At 54.6% G+C, this 24,721-nt stretch carries 19 protein-coding genes; 7 read left to right on the forward strand and 12 right to left on the reverse strand.

Annotation, left to right across the window (positions count from 1 at the left end; genetic code table 11):
• Positions 1-19: 19 nt before the first annotated feature.
• The 5 genes from HMPREF0733_RS03905 to HMPREF0733_RS03925 all read right to left on the reverse strand — a co-directional run bounded on the left by HMPREF0733_RS03905 (position 20) and on the right by HMPREF0733_RS03925 (position 9,317).
• The gene (locus HMPREF0733_RS03905; RefSeq protein ID WP_244864831.1) at positions 20-1,378 is read right to left on the reverse strand and encodes a hypothetical protein; all 1,359 of its coding nucleotides are present in this window, start codon (positions 1,376-1,378) and stop codon (positions 20-22) included.
• Between the two features lie 504 nt (positions 1,379-1,882).
• Positions 1,883-6,760, reverse strand: coding sequence for an NAD-glutamate dehydrogenase (locus HMPREF0733_RS03910; RefSeq protein WP_244864833.1), 4,878 nt, complete (start codon positions 6,758-6,760; stop codon positions 1,883-1,885).
• A 432-nt stretch (positions 6,761-7,192) separates the two neighbouring features.
• On the reverse strand, positions 7,193-8,173 hold the full coding sequence (locus HMPREF0733_RS03915) for a quinone oxidoreductase family protein (protein WP_013398089.1): 981 nt from the start codon (positions 8,171-8,173) through the stop codon (positions 7,193-7,195).
• Positions 8,174-8,416: 243 nt separating this feature from the next.
• Positions 8,417-8,818 (reverse strand): ImmA/IrrE family metallo-endopeptidase, encoded by a 402-nt coding sequence (locus tag HMPREF0733_RS03920; protein ID WP_013398090.1) that lies wholly within the window; start codon positions 8,816-8,818, stop codon positions 8,417-8,419.
• Positions 8,811-9,317 carry a helix-turn-helix domain-containing protein gene (locus HMPREF0733_RS03925; protein ID WP_013398091.1) on the reverse strand — a complete coding sequence of 169 codons (507 nt, stop codon included), beginning with the start codon at positions 9,315-9,317 and terminating at the stop codon, positions 8,811-8,813. The genes HMPREF0733_RS03920 and HMPREF0733_RS03925 overlap by 8 nt, the downstream gene beginning before the upstream one ends.
• A 226-nt stretch (positions 9,318-9,543) precedes the next feature.
• Between HMPREF0733_RS03925 and HMPREF0733_RS03930 the strand changes: the two genes are divergently transcribed.
• The 5 genes from HMPREF0733_RS03930 (at position 9,544) to HMPREF0733_RS03950 (ending at position 14,679) form a co-directional block, all read left to right on the forward strand.
• Complete coding sequence (locus HMPREF0733_RS03930) at positions 9,544-9,795, forward strand: hypothetical protein (protein WP_013398092.1); 252 nt, start codon at positions 9,544-9,546, stop codon at positions 9,793-9,795.
• Between the two features lie 257 nt (positions 9,796-10,052).
• Entirely contained in the window at positions 10,053-11,039 is a 987-nt protein-coding gene (locus HMPREF0733_RS03935) for a glycosyltransferase family 2 protein (RefSeq protein WP_013398093.1), read from the forward strand.
• Between the two features lie 26 nt (positions 11,040-11,065).
• The gene (locus HMPREF0733_RS03940; RefSeq protein WP_013398094.1) at positions 11,066-12,049 is read left to right on the forward strand and encodes a glycosyltransferase family 2 protein; all 984 of its coding nucleotides are present in this window, start codon (positions 11,066-11,068) and stop codon (positions 12,047-12,049) included.
• A gap of 68 nt (positions 12,050-12,117) precedes the next feature.
• Entirely contained in the window at positions 12,118-13,212 is a 1,095-nt protein-coding gene (locus HMPREF0733_RS03945) for an acyltransferase (RefSeq protein WP_013398095.1), read from the forward strand.
• Between the two features lie 237 nt (positions 13,213-13,449).
• On the forward strand, positions 13,450-14,679 hold the full coding sequence (locus HMPREF0733_RS03950) for an acyltransferase family protein (protein ID WP_244864835.1): 1,230 nt from the start codon (positions 13,450-13,452) through the stop codon (positions 14,677-14,679).
• A 46-nt stretch (positions 14,680-14,725) separates the two neighbouring features.
• On the opposite strand, the gene HMPREF0733_RS03955 is transcribed toward HMPREF0733_RS03950, so the two are convergent.
• The 5 genes from HMPREF0733_RS03955 to HMPREF0733_RS03975 form a co-directional block, all read right to left on the reverse strand.
• The gene (locus tag HMPREF0733_RS03955; protein WP_013398097.1) at positions 14,726-16,135 is read right to left on the reverse strand and encodes a hypothetical protein; all 1,410 of its coding nucleotides are present in this window, start codon (positions 16,133-16,135) and stop codon (positions 14,726-14,728) included.
• Positions 16,136-16,141: 6 nt separating this feature from the next.
• Positions 16,142-17,017, reverse strand: coding sequence for a glycosyltransferase family 2 protein (locus HMPREF0733_RS03960; protein ID WP_004005879.1), 876 nt, complete (start codon positions 17,015-17,017; stop codon positions 16,142-16,144).
• Positions 17,007-17,426 carry a DUF2304 domain-containing protein gene (locus HMPREF0733_RS03965; protein WP_004005880.1) on the reverse strand — a complete coding sequence of 140 codons (420 nt, stop codon included), beginning with the start codon at positions 17,424-17,426 and terminating at the stop codon, positions 17,007-17,009. Before HMPREF0733_RS03965 ends, HMPREF0733_RS03960 begins: the two co-directional genes overlap by 11 nt.
• Positions 17,416-18,162, reverse strand: a complete 747-nt coding sequence (locus HMPREF0733_RS03970; protein WP_013398098.1) for a glycosyltransferase family 2 protein — start codon at positions 18,160-18,162, stop codon at positions 17,416-17,418. The genes HMPREF0733_RS03965 and HMPREF0733_RS03970 overlap by 11 nt, the downstream gene beginning before the upstream one ends.
• Before the next feature lie 148 nt (positions 18,163-18,310).
• Positions 18,311-20,221 (reverse strand): DUF6541 family protein, encoded by a 1,911-nt coding sequence (locus tag HMPREF0733_RS03975; RefSeq protein WP_244864836.1) that lies wholly within the window; start codon positions 20,219-20,221, stop codon positions 18,311-18,313.
• A gap of 493 nt (positions 20,222-20,714) precedes the next feature.
• On the opposite strand from HMPREF0733_RS03975, the gene HMPREF0733_RS03980 reads away from it, so the two are divergent.
• Entirely contained in the window at positions 20,715-21,239 is a 525-nt protein-coding gene (locus HMPREF0733_RS03980) for a flavin reductase family protein (RefSeq protein ID WP_004005883.1), read from the forward strand.
• Positions 21,240-21,447: 208 nt separating this feature from the next.
• Positions 21,448-22,722 carry an acetylornithine deacetylase gene (gene argE / locus HMPREF0733_RS03985; RefSeq protein WP_115333526.1) on the forward strand — a complete coding sequence of 425 codons (1,275 nt, stop codon included), beginning with the start codon at positions 21,448-21,450 and terminating at the stop codon, positions 22,720-22,722.
• A gap of 77 nt (positions 22,723-22,799) precedes the next feature.
• Here argE and HMPREF0733_RS03990 read toward each other — a convergent pair whose 3' ends face one another.
• Together HMPREF0733_RS03990 and HMPREF0733_RS03995 are read right to left on the reverse strand one after the other, a co-directional pair.
• Positions 22,800-24,032, reverse strand: coding sequence for an MFS transporter (locus tag HMPREF0733_RS03990; RefSeq protein ID WP_244864837.1), 1,233 nt, complete (start codon positions 24,030-24,032; stop codon positions 22,800-22,802).
• Between the two features lie 180 nt (positions 24,033-24,212).
• Positions 24,213-24,467, reverse strand: coding sequence for a hexameric tyrosine-coordinated heme protein (locus HMPREF0733_RS03995; RefSeq protein ID WP_172884782.1), 255 nt, complete (start codon positions 24,465-24,467; stop codon positions 24,213-24,215).
• Positions 24,468-24,721: the final 254 nt, after the last annotated feature.

Consider the following 24,721-nt stretch of genomic DNA (forward strand, 5'->3'; position numbering starts at 1 on the left):
AATGTATATGACCTCTCATCTACCAGGCTAGGGCACGACGCCAGAAGAGTGAGTATTCGGGATTAGCCCAGGCACGACGGTAGAGTATCCACGTGACGAGGGCGAGAATTGCTTCGCCGATAATGATGGGCAGATAACCGCCATCGTTCGGGATGATTGAAAAGGCGACAGTGACGATCAGCAGGTGTACCGCACCGATAATGTGCACAGTCTTAAACATGGTCATGTATTCCAGCTGATAGATGAAGAGCGCCATAGCCAGGAACAACCATGCCACCGTCAGTCCCGCATAGGCGAGCGGGAAGGTGTTCGGTACGAAGATATACATCAGAATGCCCGTAATGACCGAGCAGATAACTGAGACAATCAACGTGTTGCGCACGGAGGCGTGAGAAATACGCACTACAGCGTGCGCCTCCGGCTCAATTTCATTGAAGGGAAGTTTATTGAAGAGGGTCCACAGACGCTGAATAGAGCCGTTCACGCGGTTAGACTCAACCACGAAGAAGTAGTTGTAGGCGATCACGCAGGGAACCAGGCTCATGTAGATGGCGATAACGTCGATCTTGCCGTTCGTCACCAAGAAGAGCACGTATTTATCAGCCCAGAGGATAGAACCGGTCAGCAGGCCGCGAATGACATCGCGGTAGGCGGCGCCTAGGGGAAGGCGGCTGAAATGGAACAACTGCTTAATTTCACGCCCGATACCGCTGAACAGAATGGCCGACCCCACCAGCGGCGGCAGGAACCACACGGTCGGCAAAGTCAGCAGAACAATCGTGTAGCCTACCCATGCAAAGAACCATAGCGGACGGTTTTTTGCCACGTTCGGCACAATAAGAAGCTGCGCATACGCAACGTTCAGCATACTCAAAAAGAGGAAGGATACCAGCGCCACCATATCCCAGTGCAGTACGAGCACCACGGGAATAGCGAAAAGGAACGCGATGGGCAGGCCCACCAGATAGAGGTAGCCCCAGTGGCGGCTAAACGCCCTCAGCTCGCTAATATGCTGATATTTCGGGTCGGTATCGAGAGTAGCAAGAAGTTCTTGCGCCTCTTTGGATTTGTGATCCCGTTTGAGAATCGCCGCTTCTTCCTGAACCTCGCGGCGCGCATCCTCAACTTTCAGATGTTCGGATTCGAGGGCGCGGTAAATAGGCATGCATACCGCCTGGCTTAACCAGGGAACCACGATGGATGCCGCCAGAATAATCTGGATAAGCGGCACCGACCCCACATAGTTCTTGCTGAGAATGGGGGTTACGAACGGGAATGCGACTGTTAGGAGTGCAACGGGAGATACATAGAGAAGAAAATTGTAGAGGAGTCTCCAGCTCCAGCGGTTTTTCGGGATGTCTGCATGGTGGGAAGACAAGACGGGAACTTCTTTCAGCGCTATTCTCACCTAATGCCTATATGTATATTGCCCCTGTACCTGTGGTTTAAGGGCAGGGATGGGCTACGCGCAGGAAAAACTGCGCTGAACGACTAGGTGATCGGTTTTCGGGATTTCAACCCCTTGTATTGTATACGTGTAAACTATTTTTGACACGCAGCCCGCAACTGGGATTTATGCCACATATTCCCCGCTTTTTAAGGCAGGGGAAGCCGCATACGTGCATCACAAGGTTTCACTACTACTTGAGTATAGCGGTACCGAACCAAGTTTGCGGGGTTTACCGTCAGATGTGCACAAAAATATCTCACGCGTCATGCGCTGAAATACTTAAAAATCCCTGATAAATAGCGGAATATCGGCTAAAAAATATTCTTCATTTTAATCAGCGTCACACCGCGACACGACGACAAAAAGCTGTTCCCTGCCCCACCCACACACGGGCGGAGAGGGAACAGCTTTTGTTATATCTTAAGAAGAGCTTTAGGATGCGCTCGACAGGGTACGCAGCGCCACCGAGATCACGGCTAGGCGCGGGTGCGATGCGCTGTCGGGCTCGGCATTGCGGACCTCATCAAAGATGCGGTCGATATTGCCCACACGGGTCGGGTGGTTCTTAATCCAGGAATCCAACGCCTGCAAAGCCCCCTCGGGGTTGCTTGGCGCGTGTCCTGCGTCCTCCTCAGCCACCGACGTTGCAAGCTCTGCGGCGGTCTCGTAGAGGCTGCCGCGCAGGGCCTGACGTGAGAGGGTCTCCCAACGGTCGTTACGGGGCAGCTCGCTAATGAGGCCGAGCAGCTCATCAACCTTGAAGCGGTCGTAGGTTGCGAAGTAAATCGGTGCCAGCTCAACCGCCTTGAAGTCGTTATCGCGGGCAGAGCGAATAACATCCAAGAGAGCGTAACCCTCGAAGCCGCGAATCCAGATAACAATGAGTTCTTCGGGAAGACCCCAAGCCTCGCCGGCATCGCGCTTGGAGCGAACTCGTGCACGGGAAACATCCGAGAGGTACGCGGGCAGGTTGTTGCGAAGCTCCACCACATCGCCAAAGCGTTCCAGCAGGGAGCTGATCGGATTGCCCGCAACCACACCGCGCTCGGCGATAAACCAACGCACCACACGGTCAAGAACGCGCTGATCATCATGCAGCACGGTGTTCCACGCATCCAGGGAAGTATGTGCGGGCAATTCGCGGTGCAGTTTCGCGGCTTTACCCAGCTCGAAGAGCTCGCGGGCGATGATGAAGGCGCGGGCGACCGCATCCACTCCAACGCTGGTTTCTTCGACCGCGCGGTAAGCGAAGGTAATACCGCCCAGGTTTACCATCTCGTTGGCAACGCGGGTGCAGATAATCTCTTTGCGCAGCGGATGCGAATCCAGGTACTCGCCGAAACGCTCCACCAGAGGCGCCGGGAAGTATTCGCGCAGCAGGCCCTCCAAATAGGGGTCGTCCGCGAAGTCGGTCTCTTCCAGGGCGTGTGTAAGGTAAATCTTCACGTAGGCGGCCAGCACGGAAAGCTCGGGGCGGGTCAGCATCTCGCCGGTGGTGTCAAACCGTGCCTGCAGTTCCTTATCCGTGGGCAGGAACTCGACGGTACGGTTCAGACCGGCGTGCTTTTCGAGGTCACGCATCAGGCGCTTATAGACGTCAATGCCCAACGTGCCGTAGTTGAATTCGCCCTGCAGCAGAACGTTCTGCTCAACGTTGGTTTCAAGCACCTTGGCGCCGACTTCGTCCCGCAGGGATTCGATGAACGATGCGCGCTCATCCGGGGCAAGCTCACCGCGTGCCACCAGACGATCCACCAGAATCTTGATGTTCACCTCGCGGTCACTGGTTTCCACACCTGCGGAGTTGTCGATGGCGTCGGTATTGATGATGACTCCGTTGCGTGCAGCCTCCACGCGGCCCAGCTGGGTGAAGCCAAGGTTGCCACCCTCGCCCACGATCTTGGCGCGCAGCTCGTTGCCGTTCACGCGCAGGGCGTCGTTTGCCTTATCGCCCACCTGCGCGTTGGTTTCGGTGGATGCCTTCACGTAGGTGCCGATACCACCGTTGTAGAGCAGATCAACCGGAGCCCTCAGGATCGCAGAAAGCAGCTCGGAGGGTGCCAGCTCGGTAACATCGTCCTCAAGACCCAGCACCTCGCGCACCTGCGGGGTGATCTCAATGGACTTCAAACCGCGCGAATACACGCCGCCGCCCTCAGAAATCAGCTCGCGGTTGTAATCCTGCCACGAAGAACGCGGCAGCTTGTACAGGCGCACGCGCTCCTCGAAAGAGACGGCGGGGTCCGGGTTCGGATCCAGGAAAATATCGCGATGATCGAAGGCGGCGACCAGGCGGGTTTTCTCAGAGCGCATCAGACCGTTGCCGAAGACATCGCCGGACATATCACCAATACCCACAGCGGTGAATTCTTCGCTCTGGCAGTCGTGGCCGAGCTCGGCAAAGTGACGTTTGACGGACTCCCACGCGCCACGGGCGGTAATGCCCATCGCCTTGTGGTCGTAGCCAACCGAGCCGCCGGATGCGAACGCATCGCCCAGCCAGAACCCATACTCGGCGCTAATAGCGTTTGCGGTATCCGAGAATGCGGCAGTCCCCTTATCGGCGGCAACCACCAGGTAGTAGTCGTCACCGTCGCGGGCGATCACGCCCTCGGGGCGGACTACGGTCTCGGTGCCGTCGGTGGCAACGGAGAGGTTATCGGTCACATCCAGCAGGGAGCGGATAAAGATCTTGTAGGATTCGCGACCCTCGGTAATCCAGGCGTCGCGGTCCACAGCGGGATCGGGCAGCTGCTTGGGGTAGAAACCGCCCTTGGCGCCGGTTGGAATAATAACGGCGTTCTTGACCATCTGCGCCTTGACCAGGCCCAACACCTCGGTGCGGAAGTCGTCGCGACGGTCTGACCAGCGCAGACCGCCACGCGCCACATTGCCGAAGCGCAGGTGCACGCCCTCCACGCGCGGGGAGTACACGAAAATCTCGAACTTGGGGTGCGGCAGAGGCGCAAAATCGATCTGCTCGGGCGCAATCTTGAACGCAAGCGCTTCTCGACCCAAGTATGCGTTGGTGCGCAGAATAGCCTTGAGAATTTTCAGGAGCGAGCGCAGGTAGCGATCGGCGTCCAGGGTTGGAATCTTGTTGAGTTCTTCGCGAATCTGCTCCAGGATTTCTTCGCGTTGAGCTTCGCGCTGCTCATCGGTGAGCCCGTTGTTCGGGTCGAAGCTGGTGTGGAAGAACTGGACGTAGAGCTTTGCGATCTGCGGGTACGCCATCAACGTATTTGACATGAACGACGGCGTGTAGCCTAGGCCCAGCTGAATCAGGTAGTGGTTGAAGGCGCGGAATAAGCGGACTTCTTTCCAGGTGAGCCCGTGGGCCAGAATAAGCCGGTCCAGGGTGTCGGAGTCGCGCTCTCCCAGCAGGTAGGCGTTGAGTGCATCCTCGTAGAGCGTTGCAACAGCGTGCGGGTCTACACCTTCGGGGAACTGCACACCAAAGTCGTACAGGTATCCGTAGTCCTGCCCATCTTCGGGCGCGAACTCGTAGGGCCTTTGGTCAACGACGACCAGTCCCATATTCTGCATCACCGGGAGCAGCTCGGTGAGGGTATGCGGTGCTGACAGGTAGGTCTTCAGACGGGTGGTAGCTAAGTCGCCGGTCTCAACTTTGATAGCGGCGGGCCTCTGGGTATCGCCCGAGAGAGATTCAAAAATCACAATATCCTCGATCGCGTTTTCTACTTCGTAGTCGGCGCGGTAGGTTGCTGGCGCGGCTTCCGCCCAGGCGGAGGCGAGCCGGCGTCCCTCTGCACCGGGTTTCCAGCCCTCAAGCGCGGCGGCGGTAGCCTCTCCCCAGGAGCGGGTAGCGGCTTGCAGGCGCTTCTCAAGGGCGCTTACATCAACATCCGGCACGACGTTCGGGTCGGCGAGCCGGATGCGGAAAAACACACGCGCCAACGACGATGCCGAGAGGTAAATCTGGTAGTCGATGGCGGTTAAATCAAATTCTTCGCGGAATACCTGCTGGATGCGGGTGCGCACAGAGGTGTTGTACCGATCGCGTGGCAGATACACCACCGCAGAGATAAACCGTGCGAACTGGTCGGGGCGCAAGAAGAGACGGGTCTTGCGCCGTTCCTCCAGACCCATGATGCCGCGGAAAGTTTCAGTGAGCGTATTCACCGTGGCGTGCATGAGTTCAAGGCGCGGGTAGTCTTCGATGAAGCCGATGAGCATCTTATCGGAGTAAGAGCCGGGGTGGAATCCAAGGCGACGGCGCACCATGGCGATACGTTCGCGAATGAGCGGGGTTTCTATGGCTGGCAGAGAGTATGCCTGGCGGGTAAACAGCCCCAGAATCACGTATTCGCCGACCACGCGCCCGCTCGCGTTGAAGCGGCGCACCCCAATGTAGTCGAGGTAGTCGGTGCTCTGAATGGTGGAGCGGGTGTTCGCCTTCGTAATGTAGAGTGGGCGCGGCCTGAGCGCGCGAGCGAGGGTATCGTTTTCCAGCCGGATGCGGTGCTGCCCTTCGGTGGACCGCAGGATACCCAACGCCGAGTGAGGGCGGTCTGCCAGTTCGAGAACCCCTGAAGAGCCATCGAGCAGGCGCTCTTTGATACCCATGAAAAGGAAGTTACCGCGGGCGAGCCAGCGCAAAAAGTCCTGTGCGATTTCGATGCGTGAGGAAGGTTCGTTACCGCCGGGATGCGCGGTGAAAGATTCTTCGCCTTCGCCGAGGGTTATGCCGCGCAGCGCATCCAGGGATTCGGCGATAGTGTTCACGCGCTCGGCCATGGCTTCGGCATCGGTTTCGCAGGCTTTAATATCGTCGAGGATTTTAAGTGCGGTAACGCGCAGGCGTTCGCTGTCTTCGTCGTTGAGCTTGCGGGTGAGGCGAATCGCGATCCAAGACTCGATCATGGGATGCGCCGTGAGCTTGCCGTCCTTCGCTGAGAGCACAGGCAGCCCGTAGGTTGCGGTATCGCCGCTGGCGAGGTTACTGGCGCGACCAGCGCCGCGTGCCGAGAGAAGTTTTCCGTTGGGGTCGCGATCCACGATGAAGATGGGGTGGAAGAGCGAGTAGACGCCGCCGAAGTCTGAGGCGATTTCAGCGGTGAGGGAACTGACGAGGTACCCCATATCGTCGGTGACGACGAGCAGCGTGGTGGAGTATTCGTCGTTATGCACGGTAACCGCAGGGGTATTGGGTTCGCGCGTCTCAGCGAGCGCACGGTGCGCTCGCGCTAACTCTTCTAGTTCTTCCGTTGAGAAGACTTCTCGGTCTTCAACGGGGCTGTTCTGGTAATACTGTTCAATCCACGCATCATCGCCAGACCAGCGTTTCATAGCGTTGTCATTCACTGACAAGGTATGCCTCCGAAGTTTGTATCACTTCTCTGTGACGTTCTGTCTGTGTTTTATACGGCGTTGTGTGTAATCTCTTCCTAGCTTATACCCTGTACACCGGTGCAGGCTTCCATTTTAGGGAAATCCGGCAGGAAAATATTTTTATTGCGGAGATAAATCACATATGCTTCCGCTCTGAGCAATATTTGAGGCTTTTCGTGTTGTTTTTGAGGCATTAAACCCGTATTCGTGGCATTTGTATACATTCCGGTGCCTGTCGTGTTTTTAGCCGGAAAGCTGCATGCGTTGAGGGGCTTTATTCCGAGCACGTGGCATGAACACAGTTCCGGGAGCGATGGTTTGCCTTGGGCATTCATCCTTCAAAGCCTTAACCATCGCCCCCGGAATTTTTATCTATCTTCCCGTTTGGGCTTATTCCCCGTATGGTTCGTGCTTGAAAACGAACTTTCCGATGGTTTTACCGGCGCGAAGCCGCCCTAAAGCCTGGGCGCCGTCGCGAATATCGACTTCCTCCTGAATTGGCACCGTCACCTCGCCGGATGCAACCAACGCCAAAGCGCGGCGCAGATAGGCAGTAGAAATATCGGGGTAGGCATTGGAGAGCAGCCCGATGTTGAAGCCCATCATGCTGATACCGTCGAACCAGAAGGTATTGGTGCCCACCGTCTGATCCCCGTCTTGAGCGGCGTTGCCCACCACGATCAGCCGCCCCTCGAAACGCAGAAGTTTAAGGAGTTCGGGGCGGTTGCGTCCAGAAACCGGGTCGATAATCACGTCGAATTGCCGCCCGCTCTTATCCGCAAGTTCATCGCGCAGCCACACCTCGTCGTAGCCGAGGTCAAGGGCGAGTCGGCGTTTTTCTTCGGTACTGACAATGCCGACCACCTTTCCGGCGCCCATAAGCTTGGCGACCTGCCCGAATTGCGTACCCAGACCACCCATAGCAGCCTGCACCAGCACGTGTTCGCCGGGCTGCAGACGCGCGGTGCGTTCGAGCGCCGCAAGGGCTGTAGGGGTATTAGCAGGAACGACCGCCGCCAATGCCGGGTTCATGCCTGCAGGCAGGGGTGCCACAAGGTTTGCCTGCGCCAGGCAGATTTGGCCGAAGCCGCCTCCTGCACCCAGCAGGGTCAGCGGAGCCGCAACCTTGTCTCCCACACGCAGGCCGGTTACTCCTTCACCGAGGGCGTGGATGCGCCCCGCGGCTTCGATACCTGGTGCCCAGGGAAGCGGAAGCTCTGCCATGCCTTCAGCGAGAAGCGCATCGACATACCCGACTCCCGCGTATTCTGCACGAATGGTAACCTGCCCGGGGCCTGGGGTGGGTTCGGGCACGTCCTGGTACTGCAGCCCGTCGATGCCGGTGTACTGCGTGATGTTGAGGGCTTTCATGAGATTATCCTTTCTATAGCAGACACCTTAATAGTAACAGCTATCTGTTATAGAAGATACAGAAACGCATCTCTCACACAAAGAATGGGTGCTGGCAGCAATACACTCGCCCGTAAAACGGGAGCATTTTCTTCATGCGGGAGCGGCTTAAGTGCTCCCAGATGAAGAAAATGCTCCCGAAATTTCTGCACCCCGAATACCCAAAATAGCGCTGCTTCTAGCGACAGCGAGCCCTCGCTAAAACTACGCCTGCGCCACGGTAAGCGGATGCGCATCCAGGTAAATCACCAAAAGCTCCTCGGTTACGTCAAGCTCATAGGCAAGCGCGGGCAGGTTATCCGGGTAGAAGGCGGCGGCGCGGCGCAGATCCCCCGGGTCGATCAGATTTTCTGCGGCGAGCAGGTCGCAGCTGCGTTCGCGGCGGGCGCTATAGGATGCATCCCAAGCATCGTGCTCGTCTCCGCGCACGGCATGCACGAGTTCGTGGGCGAGCACGGAGCGTTCTTGCCGGGTGCGCATTCCTTCGCGCAGGGTAATGGTGCGGCTGGCATGGTCGTAGCGACCGAGCATTCCGTGCCCGGGCGTTCCCCAGACTATATCGACCCCGAGCGCGTGTGCGTGAGTGTAGGGATCGTAGCTAGGCACCAAAGAATCCCTCCTCGCTGTCATAGATTTCGCCGCGCTTTGCGGCCAGGGCGTAGTCCTCTGCCGTGTATTTGCGATCCCCTTCGCCGGATGCACCGCTCGCGGCACCCGCGACTGCTCGCCCAGCTTGTGCGGGTGCGGCAGCAGGCACCTCCACGGGGGTGGCAGGGGGTACCGTGGCACGCATCGGCTGTTCCCGGGTTTGCACCGCCGTCATGCGGCGCAGCACCTCGCCCATTAAGTCTTCGTTGGAAACATCGCGAATAGACCCGCCCACCCGCAGGGATTTAGCGCGAGCGGTGGTGATAAGCCCGCTTTCGACCATGAGGTCGAGCAGGTCAAGCCCGAAGCGGTCGGCTATCTTAACGAGGGTTTCTACATCCATTACTCCAGCGCCCGAGAATCGCCGCTGAATAGCGTTAGGGTTCATGCCGAGTTCGGCGGCGAGCGCCCGCTGGGAGAGTCCTGTCTTGTATTTGATGTAGTCACCGATAGCCATGCCACCAGTCTAGCAGACTGATTTATTTTTCGGGTCATAAATATTACAAAATCATTCATTATGCCCGAAATTCCAGGGTTTTAATCGTGTTTTGCATTAATAATTCAATCAAAACGCATGACTTTCTCTTTCGTTTCGGGTATGCTGTCACAAGGTCCCACAGCATACCCCTCTAGATAGAACCTGCCGCCCGCCGCCGCATCTCAACCAGCAGAAAGGACGAACTATGACACGCACACAAAAACCGCGCCAGCAAAAACGACGAGCAGTTCAGCGGTTCAATTGGTTTAAGCATCTCAACGCGATCATTCCTGCGGTAGCCACTCTTCTGCAGGTGTACGGCCTGCTCAGCCAAGAGCAGGCGAGCGCCTGGGCTGCGCTGGCGCTAACCATCATCAGGTTGTGGTTAAACTGGTGCACAGAACGAACCTCGCACGCAGCTGAGAGCACCTCACATTCCGCGTCACAACGCAGGTAATACGTGCTCCCTCCAAAACCGGCAAAAAACGCCCCGGCATTCTGCCTCTGCTAGAGAAGATTGCACACCAGGAAGGCATCTAAAATCTATCCGAGATTTTAGACCATGAGCTTTCTCAAGATATAAGTTCCCGCAGATTCCCCGCGCCTATAGGGAGCCTGCGGGAGCTTTATCCGTCTTAAACATGCTTCCGATAGGTAAACTCTTATACTCGCGGTAGCATGAGTAGCAGACTACCCTACAAAGACGGAGATCCTATGCGTACCCCTCGTACCAGCATCATCATGCCGGTCTACAACACCGCCAACACCGTCATCAACGCCATACAATCCGTCCGAAACCAAACAGACCCCAACTTTGAACTGCTCATCATGATCGACGGATCCCCCGATGACTCCGCCGACATCATCACCGCATACCACAAGAAAAACCCCGACACCCGCATCCATATCTTCAACAACCCCGAAAATAAAGGCGTCTCCGCCGTACGCAACCAAGGACTCGACGCAGCCCGCGGCGACTGGATCACCTTCATCGACTCAGACGACGAATACCACCCCGAATTCCTCGAAAAACTTCACGAGGCGGCGCGCACTCACGATGCCGACATCGCCGTATGCGGGCATACCATCAGACACAGCGACGGTACCGAAGTGCACCGGGCAAAAGTTACCCCCGGAGTGCACGAAGGCGAAGATATTGCCATTGAGTTTTTGGAAGACCGCTACACCGGGTTCATGTGCGATAAAATCTTCCGTGCCCAACTATTTGATGGGGTGCGGTTCGCCGAAGACATTCATCGCGCAGAAGATGCCCTCGTCGTCTTTGCCTGCTGCATGAAGGCGAAGCGCCTGGTCGGCATCACCGATCACCTCTACACCTACAGGATGGAACAGGGCGGGCTGACCTGGGGGCGCATCACACCCGTTGAAGAGAGTATTCGCCACACTGACTATATGCGCCGCGTTGCCGGAGATTTACTGAAAACCCCGCGAGGCAAAAACGCTTTTGCCGCATCTACAAGCGTCACCTTTCTCAATAATGCGCAGCAGGCTCTTCTTGCCGGCGGTTCGGATGCATCCGGCGTTATCTCCGCATGCCGAAAACAGCTTTCGTGGGGTCAGGTTTTTGCGACTCTGCGTTCACGCCCACTCATGGGTGCTGCGGGTGCTCTCTTGAAGCTCTCGCCAAAGCTATACCGGGTGCTTTACGGCGCTTATGTCAAACGTAACTACGGCCTTTAACCCTATATCGATCCAGGAAAAATTTTATGCGTACCCCTCGTACCAGCATCATCATGCCGGTCTACAACACCGCCAACACCGTCATCAACGCCATACAATCCGTCCGAAACCAAACAGACCCCAACTTTGAACTCCTCATCATGATCGACGGATCCCCCGATGACTCCGCCGACATCATCACCGCATACCACAAGAAAAACCCCGACACCCGCATCCACATCTTCAACAACCCCGAAAACAAAGGCCTCTCTGCTATGCGTAATCAGGGGCTCGAACATGCACGAGGTGACTGGGTAGTTTTCCCCGATTCCGATGATGCCCTCGAACCTACCTTTTTGGAACGGCTACATCAGCAGGCTGAGCTTACCGGGGCAGACGTGGTGAATTGTGCTCATAACATGGTAGATACGCGGGGGCACAAGACTAAACGCCTCAAGGGTACACCGGGTATACGCACCGGTGAACAAGCAGCTTACGAGCTTCTGCAAGATGAACTTTCCCCCTACGCTTGGGATAAAATCATTCGCCGTTCTCTTTTCAACGATGTTCGTTACCCCGATATTGAGCGCGCCGAAGATGAATGCGCTCTCCTCAAGTGCTACTTGGCGGCACAGAGCGTATCAGTAATAGACGATCCTCTCTACAACTACTCCGTAACTCCAGACAGTCTGACATGGAGTCGCATTACCCCGGTAGAAGAAACACATCGCCTCATCGCATATTTTGAGGAAGCTCTCGGAGAGCACCGCAGCAAACCCGATGCGCAAAAAGCCCTAACCGTCGCGCGAGTTCTTGCGTTTCTTAACAACGCCCAGCAAGCATTAGTGGTCGGCGGTGACAGTGCGCGAGAGACACTACGTGAATGCCGCAAAGGTTTCACCTATACGCAAGCGCTCACAACACTTCGCACCAATCGAGTTTTTGGAGCAGCGGGAGTACTTCTTAAAACTTCCCCAAAACTCTACCGTGTTTTATACGGAATATATATAAAACGTACTTATAAAATGTAGAATATGAATTTTGGTACTGTCACGTATCTATAAGCATAAACAGCAGTCATAAAACACAAAGGGTTGGTATGGTAGGCTCCACACGCGATAATTCCCTTCACCTTAAGGGAACAAAATCCTCAAAGCAGCGCCGTGTGTACCTTGACCTCATCAATTCGGTGGCAATCATGTGGGTGGTACTCCTGCATGTGCGTTTTATTACCCCGGATAATCCTTCATCTTCGGCGTGGTGGGTTGAAAATATCCTATCTGGCTTCGGGGTTGCGGCAGTTCCTCTATTCTTTATGGCGACTGGCATTAATCTCTTGGATTTTACTCGCCGCGAGTCTATAGGAACGTTCTATCGCAAGCGTTTTACCAAAATTCTGATTCCCATGATCTTATGGGCGCAGGTCTATCTTTTCGTTCATATGTGGACGGGTTCTACTCCGTTTCCCGGAGTTCACGAAATTCTGCGAACATTAGTAGCCCCCAGCAGCGAGGCAGCCACCTTCTGGTATCTTGAGGCCTTAGTCGGCGTCTATCTAGTGCTTCCGATTTTCTCTTACGCCATACGTGGTGCTCAGACGGAACAAACTACCACGGCACGCACCGGATTCTTCTGGCTTATGGCGGCACTCGGACTTGTCTTACCGATTATCACCCAGGCAATCCACCTGATCTACCCTCACGTCCTACCCGAGTTTGTTGCACCCATCACCGGGTATCTTGGGTTCTGTCTTCTTGGGTATGCACTTGCCAATACCGAATTTTCTCGTGCGTGGCGCATCGCTATTTATCTGTTGGGCATCGTGGGATTAGGAGGATTTATCTTCGGCAGTGCTTATTTAATTGAGCATCGCCCAACATTCGTGCCTCTGGCACACGGATACCTTGCAGTTCCAGCAATTTTATGGGCAAGCGCGGTCTTGGTGTTCTGCAAGTATTCACGCATCGGCCAAGCATCGCCCACGGTGCAGAATATTCTAAAACGCCTTGCGGCTCTCACGTTCGGGGTTTATCTGGTACATCTTCTTATCATCCAAATTCTACAGGCGGTAAACTTCTCGCTGACTAAAGTGCAGTGGGAAGTTCCCTATGCACTCTTCGTGTGGGCTTTATCCGCCGCGATTGTGTGGATGCTGCGGCTCATTCCTCCGGTACGCCGCTGGATTCTGCCCTAATAAGTTTTACTCCGAGAAATCGTTGAGGGGTTTACCCACAGTATATTGACGCAACGCTGCGAAATTTGTGGAAGCATAAACTCGCCCTCAATATATAAGTGAGCTCACCGAGAAAGACTGTTAAATTTCTACCGTTAAATAATCTCATCTAAATCACACTGTTCAGGTAGAATTTAGATAGTTTGTGTCACTCACTGATGGTCACTGTAGATCATCTAATAACTCAGGAGCAACCGCGTGCTGCATAACAATATACAGAGATACCCTACGCTTTATGAAGGGGTATTTGAGCGTGCCAATTCACTCAATTTTTTAAGACTTATTCTCGCTTCTTGTGTGATTTTCTCCCATACACCCTACCTTGTCATGGGCGCCAAAGTAGACGAGCACCCTATTGTGCACAACTTTTATGTATTTGGTGACTACGCGGTTAATGCATTTTTCTGCATTTCAGGTTTTCTGATTGCGCATAGCGCCTACCGCAGCGGGGCAGGTTCTTATCTTGTGAAACGTGTGCTCCGTATTTTTCCCGGTTATTGGGTTTCTATTCTTTTTGTGGTTGCCCTTGGCGGCCCGATCTCGGTCATAACGGGGCACGCCGCAACGGGGTGGGACTGGGCAGATGCTCTTCACTACATTCGCAGCAATTACGATCTGATGGCGCTTCAGTATCCGCTCTTTGGCGGGCCCATTGACGTTCCTCTGGAATTTCCTTCATGGAATGGGTCTGTCTGGAGCCTAGAATATGAATTCTTCTGCTACCTCCTATTACTTCCGCTTTTTTACCTGCCCTTGATTCGCAAGAATCTGAAAATCTTTATTCCGCTGGCATACCTCATAAGCCTGAGCTACTACCTGTGTAACCAATATCTGGGGTACGACTTTATGAGCCAAGCCTTCGGGCTTCACCCGCGCGACCTCAACGCTTCGGCACGTATGTACCCGCTTTTCTTTGCGGGTTCCCTACTTTACCTATTCAGCCGCAAAATCAGGGTTTACCCGGTGCTGTCGGCTCTGTGCGTTGCAGCCGGGGTGTATTTCACATGGTTGGCGCCGTATGCGGATGTTTTGCAGTGGACCCAGCTTATTCTCGCTTACGGAATCATTGGTTTAGGATGTTCCATCAACGTTTCTTGGGCGCGCACCAATGACATTTCCTATGGCGTATATGTGTATGCGTGGCCAGTACAACAAATCCTGGTGATGCTCGGGTCGGTATCCCTGGGCTTAGCGGCCAATATTTTCTTGGATCTGATACTCACCTTCGGTATTGCCTGGCTTTCCTGGATGTTTATCGAAAAACCCGCGATGAACCTGGCACGGCATCCCATCGTGACGGGCAGCAAACGCAGGGAACCATCCCCACCACCCACGCACAGTACATCAGATACGCCCGCATCACAGGCGGATGAGCCCGCAGCGGCTCAGATACCGCGTCCTCTGGGGCATCCCATACAGTTCTCATAAAAGCATCAAGGGGCGGCTTATCGTAGCCGCCCCTTTTCTATACGTATTAGTGGGTTTCACCTCGTGAGGTATTCTCAACCAGCATCTCCCGTAAAGCCTCGCCCTCACTGAGCGCCTGCGTGGAACGGGCGTGAATCCTCATCGCCGCCAGATGCACCACGAACCCGCAGATAGGGCCCGCATAGAGCGCAACTAGGGCTCGCCCCACCACCGGAAGAGGAGTTAAAAACGCTACCGCGATAACTACCACAGCGGCGGTTGCCCACCCCGTTACATACGCACGATGGCGCCCAATCGCCAACACCATATTCCCCGACAGGGAAATTAACGCCAGCACGGCGGAGGCAAAAACCAATACCGCCATGACTGTACCGGTGATAACTTCGGCATAAGCATCATTCTGATTAGCTTCCGGCGGGTAAATCAGCCTAAAAAGCATAGGAGCTACCAGGTATGCGGCACCGGCGCCGAACGCCCCGAGCCCCAGCACCGCTACAGCAGGTTTTAGAAAAGCCGCTAACGGGCGATGCTGCTGCTTCAAGAACGCCGAAACAGCCACCCCCTGAAACGCCTGCAGGGGAATCATAATCGGCGAGCGCGTAATAGAAATCGCCAAAAAGAGCGCACCCATAACGAGTTTGGTGTGTTCACTCTGGTTCGGCTCGCTGCCGTCCAAAATATTGGGAAAGCCCATCATAATCACAGCAGCGGATGCCGAGGACAGGAACGACCAGATCAGGTTCATGCTGAGCTGTTTGACCTCAATATCGGCGCGTGCCGCCCAGGCTTTGCGCCCGCCGGGAAGAAAGAGGGCAAGAAGTATCCACAACGCCATAGGGGTTACGGTGGCGACTTCCAGACCCGTGAGCGTGGGAACCGCGAATGCTGCGGCGATCATCAGCACGAGACGACCCGCCGATTCTAGGGCGCCGATCCCGGCGAAGAGATACCAGCTGTCGCGCCCAGCACTGGCACCGCTCATGGTTGCCTGCAATGCGTAAAAGGCTACACCTGCGGCAATGGATCCTACCGCCCACGGGGTATTTGTAGGAATTTGATCGTGCGCCCACAGCGGGGAGGTGAGCACCACGAGAAGCCCCGCTAACAGACCGAAAGCACCGGCAACATATACCACGCGCACCCGGTATACGCCGTCACGCCGTGCTGCGCCAACCGCGCGGGTTACTTCCGGCTGAATGCCCGTAATAATACCGGTTACCGCGAAGAGCGCACCCCAGAACAGCAGAAACTCTTTCATCTGGATACCGCCGAGCGCATGATTAGCGATAACGGTAGTGCCTAAAGTCGCCAGCGCCGTCAACACCGAGGACGCTAAAAGCGCCATCGATTGATACCGGCTGATAGTCCCGCCGGCTGTGCCCTGCTGATCCGTATTCTCGGGGGTTATGTTCTCTGGGGCGGGGTCATCCTGGGGTGTGTTCTTCGCGCCAGCCATAGGACCTTACTTCACCACATGAACGGCAAGGTTCTTCACACCCTGCCATTTCTTCGCCAGGGCCGCCTTCGGAAGCAGCGTCAGCGCGTGAGCACGGGATGAGAAGCGGATGCGCGCCACCCGCGCTGCCTTCTTCCACCCGAGCTCGTCCATCTCGGCGGCCATCGTCTTGTAGTAGCCGCGTTCCTCTTCAAAGCGGGTGCCTTCCAGGGCACGCCATGACGAGTCGGAACCACCGTGACGCCGGTACATGAAGGCTACCTGCGGATCGTAGTAGAGGGCGCCGCCGCGCATCGTAATATCGAGGATAAGCGCCATATCTTGGATAACGTTAAGGCCTTCACGGAATCCGGTATCGACAATAGCCTCAGCACGCCAACCGAGCGAGGGGAAATAGAACCAGGCACCGCGCAGCAGAGAGACCGCGAGCTCTTCACCCTGAAGAACCGCCTCTGCCGCAGGACGGTAGTGTTCTTTCGTGCGCTCCACAAGGGTATTAGACAGCGCATTATTTTCGTCAATAACCACCACACCGGGCTGGAAAATACTGGCTTCTGGGTGGGCGGCGGCGGAATCTACCAGCCACTGCACATAGTTGGGGAGCATCACGTCATCCGCACCCATAACGGTTACAAGGTCGTTCTCTACAAAGGTCAGACACTTACGGTAGTTGGCGTTCGCGCCCAGGTTCGTTTCATTGCGCATATAAGTGATGCGCTCATCGTTCAGCGAGGCAAACCAGCCGGGAATAGACTCGTCCGGGTAGCCGTCATCCACTACAATCAGGCGCCAGTCGGGGTTGGTCTGCCGCACGATAGAAAGCACAGCCTGTTTCATCATTGAAACATCGCCGTAGTAGGGGAAGAGGATATCAACGGTCATCGTGTTCAGCTCCAGAGGTTGAGTCTTGGGGGTCTTGATCGGGATCTTGCGGGGTGCGATGCGCTGGCGCACCACCGGGCTGCTCGTGAAGCGCCCGCAAGATAGCCACTTCTTCGGCAAGGATGCGCGTCTTCTCCGAAAGCCTGGAGACCTCTAAGGTGAGGTGCAGGCATACGGACATCAACAGCACTATAGAGAGCAGGAAGAGCAGGTTAACCGGCAGCGTTAAACCCACAAATTCGGTAATACCGTCCAGCAGTCCGGGGAATATTCCCAGCACAATAATGGCGGCACCGACACCCAGCCACAGGGCCGCGTATTTTTCTTTCATCTTCAGGTTGCGCACCTGAATAATAACGAGCGTACAAATACACAGCGCAACGATAAGGAAGAATATACTAGCGCTCATGCTGATCCTTCCTATCAGTCTTTTTACGGTTCATCGAAATCCAGTAGGCAAAGAGTGAACGAACAAGATAAACCGCCGATTTCACCGGACCGGAGGAAGGTGTTCCGCCTTGACGCTCGCGCATTCTCACGGGGGTCTGCTTCACACGCAGACCCTGTCGAATAGCCATAGCGGTAACGTCGATGGTATCGCCTAAATACTCGGCGGGCAGGAATTTACAGTAGAACTTGATACCTCTGCGGTTGGCGATTTTGAAGCCGCTCGTCACATCGGTGAAAGGAGTTTTCGCGGCGCGGGTGAAAAGGTGTGAAAGCAGGCTCATCGCCCATTTTCGAGGGCCAGATACGTTGTATTCGCCCGAGCCCGCAAATCGGGAGCCAATAACAATATCCCAGTCCTGCGCGTGCGCAATCAAATCTGGAATGCACATAGGATCATGCTGACCGTCGGAATCCACCTGCATCGCATAATCGTAGTCAGCTCGGCGAGCATATTTATACCCGGTGCGCATTGCCGCTCCTACCCCCATGTTGTAGGGCAGATCGATCACAAAAGCACCGGCTCTGCGCGCGATTTCTGAGGTATGATCCGTGGAGCCGTCATTCACCACAACCAGATCTACCTCGGGAACCCTCTGTAAGAGCTCAGTGATGGTGTTACCGATAACCTCTTCCTCATTCCACGCAGGCATAATGACGAGTGTGCGCGGCATCGGCTGCGAACTCTCTGAACTCATGCGTAGGGGATTCCTCTCGGTGATACTGGAATACACGTGTTATGACTGTACTCAGTCTATCAGTCAGAACCATACGCTTTTTACCACTTATTGAGATTCTTACCCACACGCATGAGTTACCTTCAAGCACAAACCCTTATGAAGATGCTCAGGAGTCGCATGCAGAGATACGATATAGCCCCATCTCACCTGATGTATACACAGGAGTAAGAACACCATTTTCAACGGCATCAGACATACCATCGTAAAGATTCTGAGCATCTGGACCGAAATTGAGCGGGTTCTTGAAGTGGACGTACCAGTGCACGTTATTTTCATTAACCACTTTGCAGACTTCAGGATCAGTTTTAGCATCTTTCAGGTGCTTATAGATTGGGCGATACTTTTCGTCTGTCTTGAAATCGAAGTGGTATCCCGTCAAGTTACGATGCACCAGCGAATATATGTATGGGCTGCCATCCCACGGGTTATTAGCAATAATATCCCCTTGAGGCACGTAGTCTGGAATATGCTCAATAACGTTCATTTCATCAGAGGACACTATGACTGACGAAGGCTCTATCCGGTATTCCTTTGATACCGCAAGTGTGGCGTCATGTACCGCCTGAGTGCGTGAAGTAAAACCTGCCGCTACCAACACAATCACGGCGCTCGCAACAAGTAATACCTGCGTATAACGTGTATCGTTCACACGGGGCAAACGAGCCAAAACAAATTTAAGTACACTCTGAACAATAGCACCAAGGCCTATACCTGAAAGGATGACACCGGGAAGGACTACAAGAGTCGCCAACCGGAAGTGATCGGTATACCACGGGCTAACCATGAGCATACGGAATGGACCTCGTTCAACGCTTGCAGAAATTACCCATAAATACCCTACAAGTATCCAACTTGTGATAATCCATAAATTCCTGCGTTTATAGATAAGATATCCTGCCCCCCAGAGGGTCAAAAACGCCATAATGTAGCTAGGCTCAAACTTATCGCCTAACTGGTTTGCATTCTCCAGTCCAAAGAATAAGAACTGATAAACTGCCTCACCCTCAGACATCACGGAAGTCCAGGTATTACTAGCGAACTCACCGGGGCGAATCATATACCAAACTGCTACACAGGTAGCTAAAGCTGCAAGTATTATTCCGCCTGCAATAGCTGTTTGTCGGGATTTGCGGTAGGTACGCACAACCTTTCCAATCATGGCAAGCAAGAAAGGAACCACGAACACAGCAACACTCACAAGAGCGTTTGGATGCGCCAAAGCACAACCTATCAAACCTAAGAGTAGTGTAGGAATTAAAGTCCAGAGCTTCTGATACCGACCTTTAACAACAGCGCGCACGGTCAAAATTATGAGGGCAATTGCAGCAGGCATAACCGCATACCCAATAAGGTTTGGGTAAAGAACTCCCCAGCGCAGCAACAATCCAGGATACGCGAAAAAACCACACGTAACAGCCGGAATTGCTAATGCCTGAAGCTGCGATACCTTCGGAATGCTTAAAGCAAGTGCGATAAAAGAAAAGCTCCAGATAAACCCAACCGTAACCAAGATAGTCACAATAGTTGCTGTTGGAATACTTACCCCACAGGTGCTGTACACCAGGTATACAAGATCATGCCACCCAGCTGGGTAGAAAACAGGAGAATGATGAGTATCGGCTAAAGCACCAAGCGTCAGACTTGAAGCATCGCCATGATCCTCAATCCATTGAATAGCATTAAGATGGAATGAGTTGTCAAGGCTCTGGGAAAATGCCTCCGGGCCATACACCATATCTCGGGTAGTGTGTGACAACAGAGCTCCGCCTACTATAGCTCCTGCTAAGGGCCAGCCTAAAGATACACCTTTGAGGGAGAAGGGTTGCGGAACTTCTAATCGCTTTCCAAGTAAATAATATGCTCCCCATAAGATGCCCACCAGAACAACCATAAAGACGAGGAGAGGGATTACACCCCAATGTATACCAACTTTGCCCGTCACAATTGCGGCAAGGCTAATCACCGCTATAGAAAGAAGCGGAGCAAATCCAACGCGAAAACGTTGAGGTACTTTCAAAGCCCAACCCACCGCGTAGCCAGGCACAAATACGCAGGCAACAGCGAATAGTGTTGCCGGGATTAGACTAAACCAAGTCATATATTCTTCCCCATCGGTGTATTTCGGTGATATTTGATGCTTTTTATATAGCTCCAGCTTCTGCCATTCGCATCTTTCTCAATTCTAGTGGTAATACTGCTCAGAACAATTTCTTCCGGCGTATCTATCGGGCGAATCACACAATTTTAGGCTTCTGCAGGCTGTTTTGGCGGAACGAGACGGGGTATTAAAGCGCTTGAGCGCACAACCGGCGTGTTACGAATGAAAAGATTTAGGCACAGGAACCTGCCAAAATCCCAGGTTTTATTACGTAATGTTGCTTGGTGCCCGTCATAAAAGCCCTGTCAGAGAAATATTGAGCAATAAACGTGTGCTGGGGGCGGCGGCGTTTTACTCTAAAGATAGTTTGCCCCACATTCACTGGCGATGCAGCATGAGAAAGGTCTTAACTATGGCTGAGCCTCTAGAATCAGAAACATCAGAGCTTTTCAAGCAAGCATTCGGACATCATCCTGCCGGAGTTGCCGTTATTACCGCCACCGATGATGCTGGCGAACCTGCGGGTTTTACCGCATCCTCACTCACCTCGGTCGCCGCCGAACCCGCGATTGTAGCGTTCTCGCTCAAGGCAGACAGCGGATCTGCCGGTAAGATCGCGGCCGCTCCCTCATTCCTCATCCACATGCTCGACGCCGAGAATGTGCAGCTCGCCAAGAATTTTGCCACCCACGGCTACCCCCGTTTTGCGGATAAGTCTTCATGGGAGTTCCTCTCCAGCGGCGAGCCGCTCGTGCACGGGGTGCGGCGCGTGCTGCGTGCCACCCCGCTCAGCCGTGTAGAGGCTGGCCCCGCTCTCGTATTCACCGCCAGGGTTGAGGAGTTTATTCGTCACGATTTGGGCGGCACTCCCCTGGTTTATCATTCGCGTTCTTTCCATGCGCTTGGCAAGCATTCCAACGTAGACTACGCCATCTAGCCCGCCGCCGACCGCATCATATGGCTGCATTAAGGCTTTTGGGAGTGAATTAAAGCGCTAGAAAACCCGCTTTAATTCACTCCCAAGAGCCTTTTTACTATGCATGAAAGCCAATTCACAGGTCCATAGAGGCGACAGACGCGCTAAGGTATTAAGAGAACGTAAGCCACATAACCCCACACAGAGCCACAGCATCGAAGGAGAATCCGTGAGCACCGAGGACCCCGCCCAGAGCGCAGCGCACGCCGGCGGCACAACATCAGACATCCCCGTAGAGCCTCAGTCCTTGGAGTGGATGCGCCGCTTAGTTGCCATTCCCAGCATCTCGGGCACCTCGAATCTGGGCGTTATCGAGCTTATTGAGGCGGAATTCGCGCGCTACGGGTACACCGGTCAGCGCACCTATAACGCAGATCAGACCCGCGCGAACCTGTGGGTTACCGTGCCCGCAGCTGATGGCTCAACCGAGGGCGGCATCGTGATTTCCGGCCACACCGATGTGGTTCCGGTCGAAGGGCAAACTTGGGATTCCGATCCGTTCACGCTGCGGGTTGAGGGTTCGCGCGCCTACGGGCGTGGCGTATGCGATATGAAAGGCTTTCTGGGTGTGGCACTGTGGCTTTTGCCGCAGGTCGCGCGGGCGCAGCTGAGGGTTCCGCTGCATTTCGCGTTCTCCTACGACGAGGAAATCGGGTGCGTGGGTGCCCCCACCATGCTTGAAGATGTTGTGAACCGCAATATCAGACCTCAGTTCGCGATCGTGGGTGAGCCGTCAAGTATGCGCGTAATTTCTGCGCATAAGGGGGCGCATCGTGGTCGCGTGGAGATCACCGGCACGGCGAAGCACGCATCGTTGGCGCCGCACGGCGTGAGCGCGGTCAATGCCGCTGGCGAGTTCATTACTTTCTTCTCTCGTCTTGCCGACACGTGGCAGTCTGAGGGGCCTTTTGACGATGCATTCATGGTTCCCTATGCGACCGGCGGCGTGAATTTTGTGCGCGGCGGGCTGCAATACAATATTGTGGCCGAATACGCTGAGCTTGAGTACGATCTGCGCACGCTCCCCTCAATGACCACCGAGTCTGTGGTGGAGTTGATTGAGGATGAGCTTTTCGACAAGATCCTGCCGAATCTGAAGGCGCGTGCTCAGAAGGCAGAGGAGCTTTCCGGCGCACATTCGGGGGTTTTGCAGGAGCGTGTTCAGATCAAACATGAGCTTCTTGCCGCCGTGCCCGGTCTGGGAACGGCAGACGACGCCCCCATCATAGCCCTCATGAACGAGCTTTTGGGCACGAACGAGGCGCCCGAAAAGGTCACCTACGGTACGGAGGCGGGGCAATTCCAGCGCGCGGATATTGAGAGCGTGGTATGCGGCCCCGGCGATATCGCCCAAGCGCACTCCGCCAATGAATGGATTGAGCTGGAACAGGTTCGCGAATGCGAGCGCTTCTTTGAGGCAATTCTGAGGTGGGCCTCGCAGTAGAGCCCCCTCCTTTCCCGCTTTTCTACCTGGCGAGTTATTGTGCATTTCGCGGGTTATTTCGCCGCATGCGCAATAGCCTACGAAACGTGGGCTTCCGACATGTCAGCATCCTCATCTGCTTCCAAATAACGGTTAGCAATTGGAATCCAGGTGAGGGTTAGTGCCAGCAACACCCCGCCGATCGCCAGCACGGTGAGGCGCGTGCTCGTTTCCGCACCCAGACCTACGAGCGGGTTCACCACAATACCCACGAGGCTCCCGACAGAGCTTGCCACGTTCAGCACTGTGGCGCGGCGATGTGCAGGAATCAGTTTATTGGTTACAGCAGAGGTGATCGGCCCGCGCGCGTGAATACCCACCACCACGAGTAAGAACCCCGATACCACGGCAAGGACATGCGGCACCGCCATCAGGCAGAAGCCCGCGGCACCATACCCCATGGCCAGCAGAAGCGCGGTTTTGCGCCCTACCCGCTTCTCGATACGCCCCGCCGCATAGTTATACCCTGCCGCAAGAAGCTGACCGGCACCAGCAATCACGCCCCATGTTGCAATAGGCACATCTTGCGCGGCAAAAAGCGGCTGGTTCAGCGTGTACACCGCGTTGAAAAGTGCAAAGGATGCACTCGAACCTACCGCAACGTATAGCAGAAGCGGTGAGGTAAAAAGTAGTTTCACACCTATTTTTAGCGAAACCCACGAAGTTTCAGGGTGTTTATCGTGAGTTTTCGGATTCTGCTGCGGCAAAAACGCCACACAAACTGCCGCAACTACAGCCATTGCCGCCGATAACAGAGCAGGCAGTGAAATATCGACGGACCCCAACGCAGAACCCACCACGGAACCTGTTACCCCCGCGGTGAGCATCAGGGCACTAAGATGCCCCCACGCGCCAACCGCTTTCGCATCAGCATCATCACCAAGGGAATCATAAATATAGGCGTCTTGCACCCCCGTAAGCATGGCAATGCTCAGCCCACTCATCACAAACGAAAGAGCATAAATGGAGAAATTTGTGCCAGCTGCAAAAAGAATCTCAGCAATCGCGTTGAACACAAAACCGGCACATACAAGTCTCCGGCGGTCGAAACGGTCGCCAATAATCCCGGCAGGAATTTCAGCCACCAAAATACTAGCGACCAAAACACTTTCCAGCATGAAAATATCGGTAAGCGATAACCCACGGCTTTCCAAGAAGAACGCGCTGACCGGCACATAGAAATCAAATCCGGCGGCAATCATGGCGAGCGCCATGGGTATTAGGGATTTGCTCGACCAGACGATCCGACGTGCGGTATATGTGGTGCTCACCTGTTTCTCCTGATTTTTATAGCTAGTCAGGACGCGAATATGGAAGAGGGTTCCATGTGCCGTGCATCCTTATTTTCTATTCTCTAGCATCCCGCATAAAAAGTGCCTTTGTGTGAATAAAGCGTTAAAACCCGCTTTATTCACACAAAGGCACTTTTTATCGGTAAATCCAGGTGAGGGTTAGCGCCAGTAATTGTTGGCTGCCGCGATGGTCTGGAACTCGATGGCTACCACCTGCGCCGCAGCTGTCAGCGAGTCCGGGTCTACCGCGTATTCCGGGCGCCCCGCTTTGAGAGCATCCGGGTTAGGCTGAATCTGGTGGATGGTATGCCGCGCGATAAGCATCGCCAACTGCCGCCCTTCTTCGGGGGTTTCGGTGATGAGAGTACCGCCGGGAATGCCCTGTAGTTCTTCTGCCGGAAGTCGCTGACTCATGGTAAATACTCCAATCTGCATATACTCCTTCAACGCCACCGTAATGAACTGCCCCGGGCGCCCTCAAGCAAGTTTCCCCTGATGCTCGGGTTAAGCCACCCCTTATAACCAGCGCCGCATCGGCAAGCATATCCGCATCAACATCCGTGCCGCTTAAACACGCGTGATTCGCCTCCAAACCCTGGACTGTCACACGTGATGTACGCCCCACTTTTCCACATAAACCCACGAATACCGCTTATGTCTTTGGGTTA

Origin of the sequence: Rothia dentocariosa ATCC 17931, from assembly GCF_000164695.2 — a bacterium.
GTDB classification, from domain to species: Bacteria; Actinomycetota; Actinomycetes; order Actinomycetales; family Micrococcaceae; genus Rothia; species Rothia dentocariosa.

Bases quoted from the DNA above. Each gene is read 5' to 3' on its own strand.
- HMPREF0733_RS03970 (WP_013398098.1), bottom strand. From the start codon at position 18,162: ATGAGTTCAGAGAGTTCGCAGCCGATGCCGCGCACACTCGTCATTATG.
- HMPREF0733_RS03925 (WP_013398091.1), bottom strand. From the start codon at position 9,317: ATGGCTATCGGTGACTACATCAAATACAAGACAGGACTCTCCCAGCGG.
- HMPREF0733_RS03995 (WP_172884782.1), bottom strand. From the start codon at position 24,467: ATGAGTCAGCGACTTCCGGCAGAAGAACTACAGGGCATTCCCGGCGGT.
- HMPREF0733_RS03935 (WP_013398093.1), top strand. From the start codon at position 10,053: ATGCGTACCCCTCGTACCAGCATCATCATGCCGGTCTACAACACCGCC.
- HMPREF0733_RS03955 (WP_013398097.1), bottom strand. From the start codon at position 16,135: ATGGCTGGCGCGAAGAACACACCCCAGGATGACCCCGCCCCAGAGAAC.
- HMPREF0733_RS03930 (WP_013398092.1), top strand. From the start codon at position 9,544: ATGACACGCACACAAAAACCGCGCCAGCAAAAACGACGAGCAGTTCAG.
- HMPREF0733_RS03910 (WP_244864833.1), bottom strand. From the start codon at position 6,760: ATGAAACGCTGGTCTGGCGATGATGCGTGGATTGAACAGTATTACCAG.
- HMPREF0733_RS03965 (WP_004005880.1), bottom strand. From the start codon at position 17,426: ATGAGCGCTAGTATATTCTTCCTTATCGTTGCGCTGTGTATTTGTACG.
- HMPREF0733_RS03960 (WP_004005879.1), bottom strand. From the start codon at position 17,017: ATGACCGTTGATATCCTCTTCCCCTACTACGGCGATGTTTCAATGATG.
- HMPREF0733_RS03915 (WP_013398089.1), bottom strand. From the start codon at position 8,173: ATGAAAGCCCTCAACATCACGCAGTACACCGGCATCGACGGGCTGCAG.
- HMPREF0733_RS03940 (WP_013398094.1), top strand. From the start codon at position 11,066: ATGCGTACCCCTCGTACCAGCATCATCATGCCGGTCTACAACACCGCC.
- HMPREF0733_RS03945 (WP_013398095.1), top strand. From the start codon at position 12,118: ATGGTAGGCTCCACACGCGATAATTCCCTTCACCTTAAGGGAACAAAA.
- HMPREF0733_RS03980 (WP_004005883.1), top strand. From the start codon at position 20,715: ATGGCTGAGCCTCTAGAATCAGAAACATCAGAGCTTTTCAAGCAAGCA.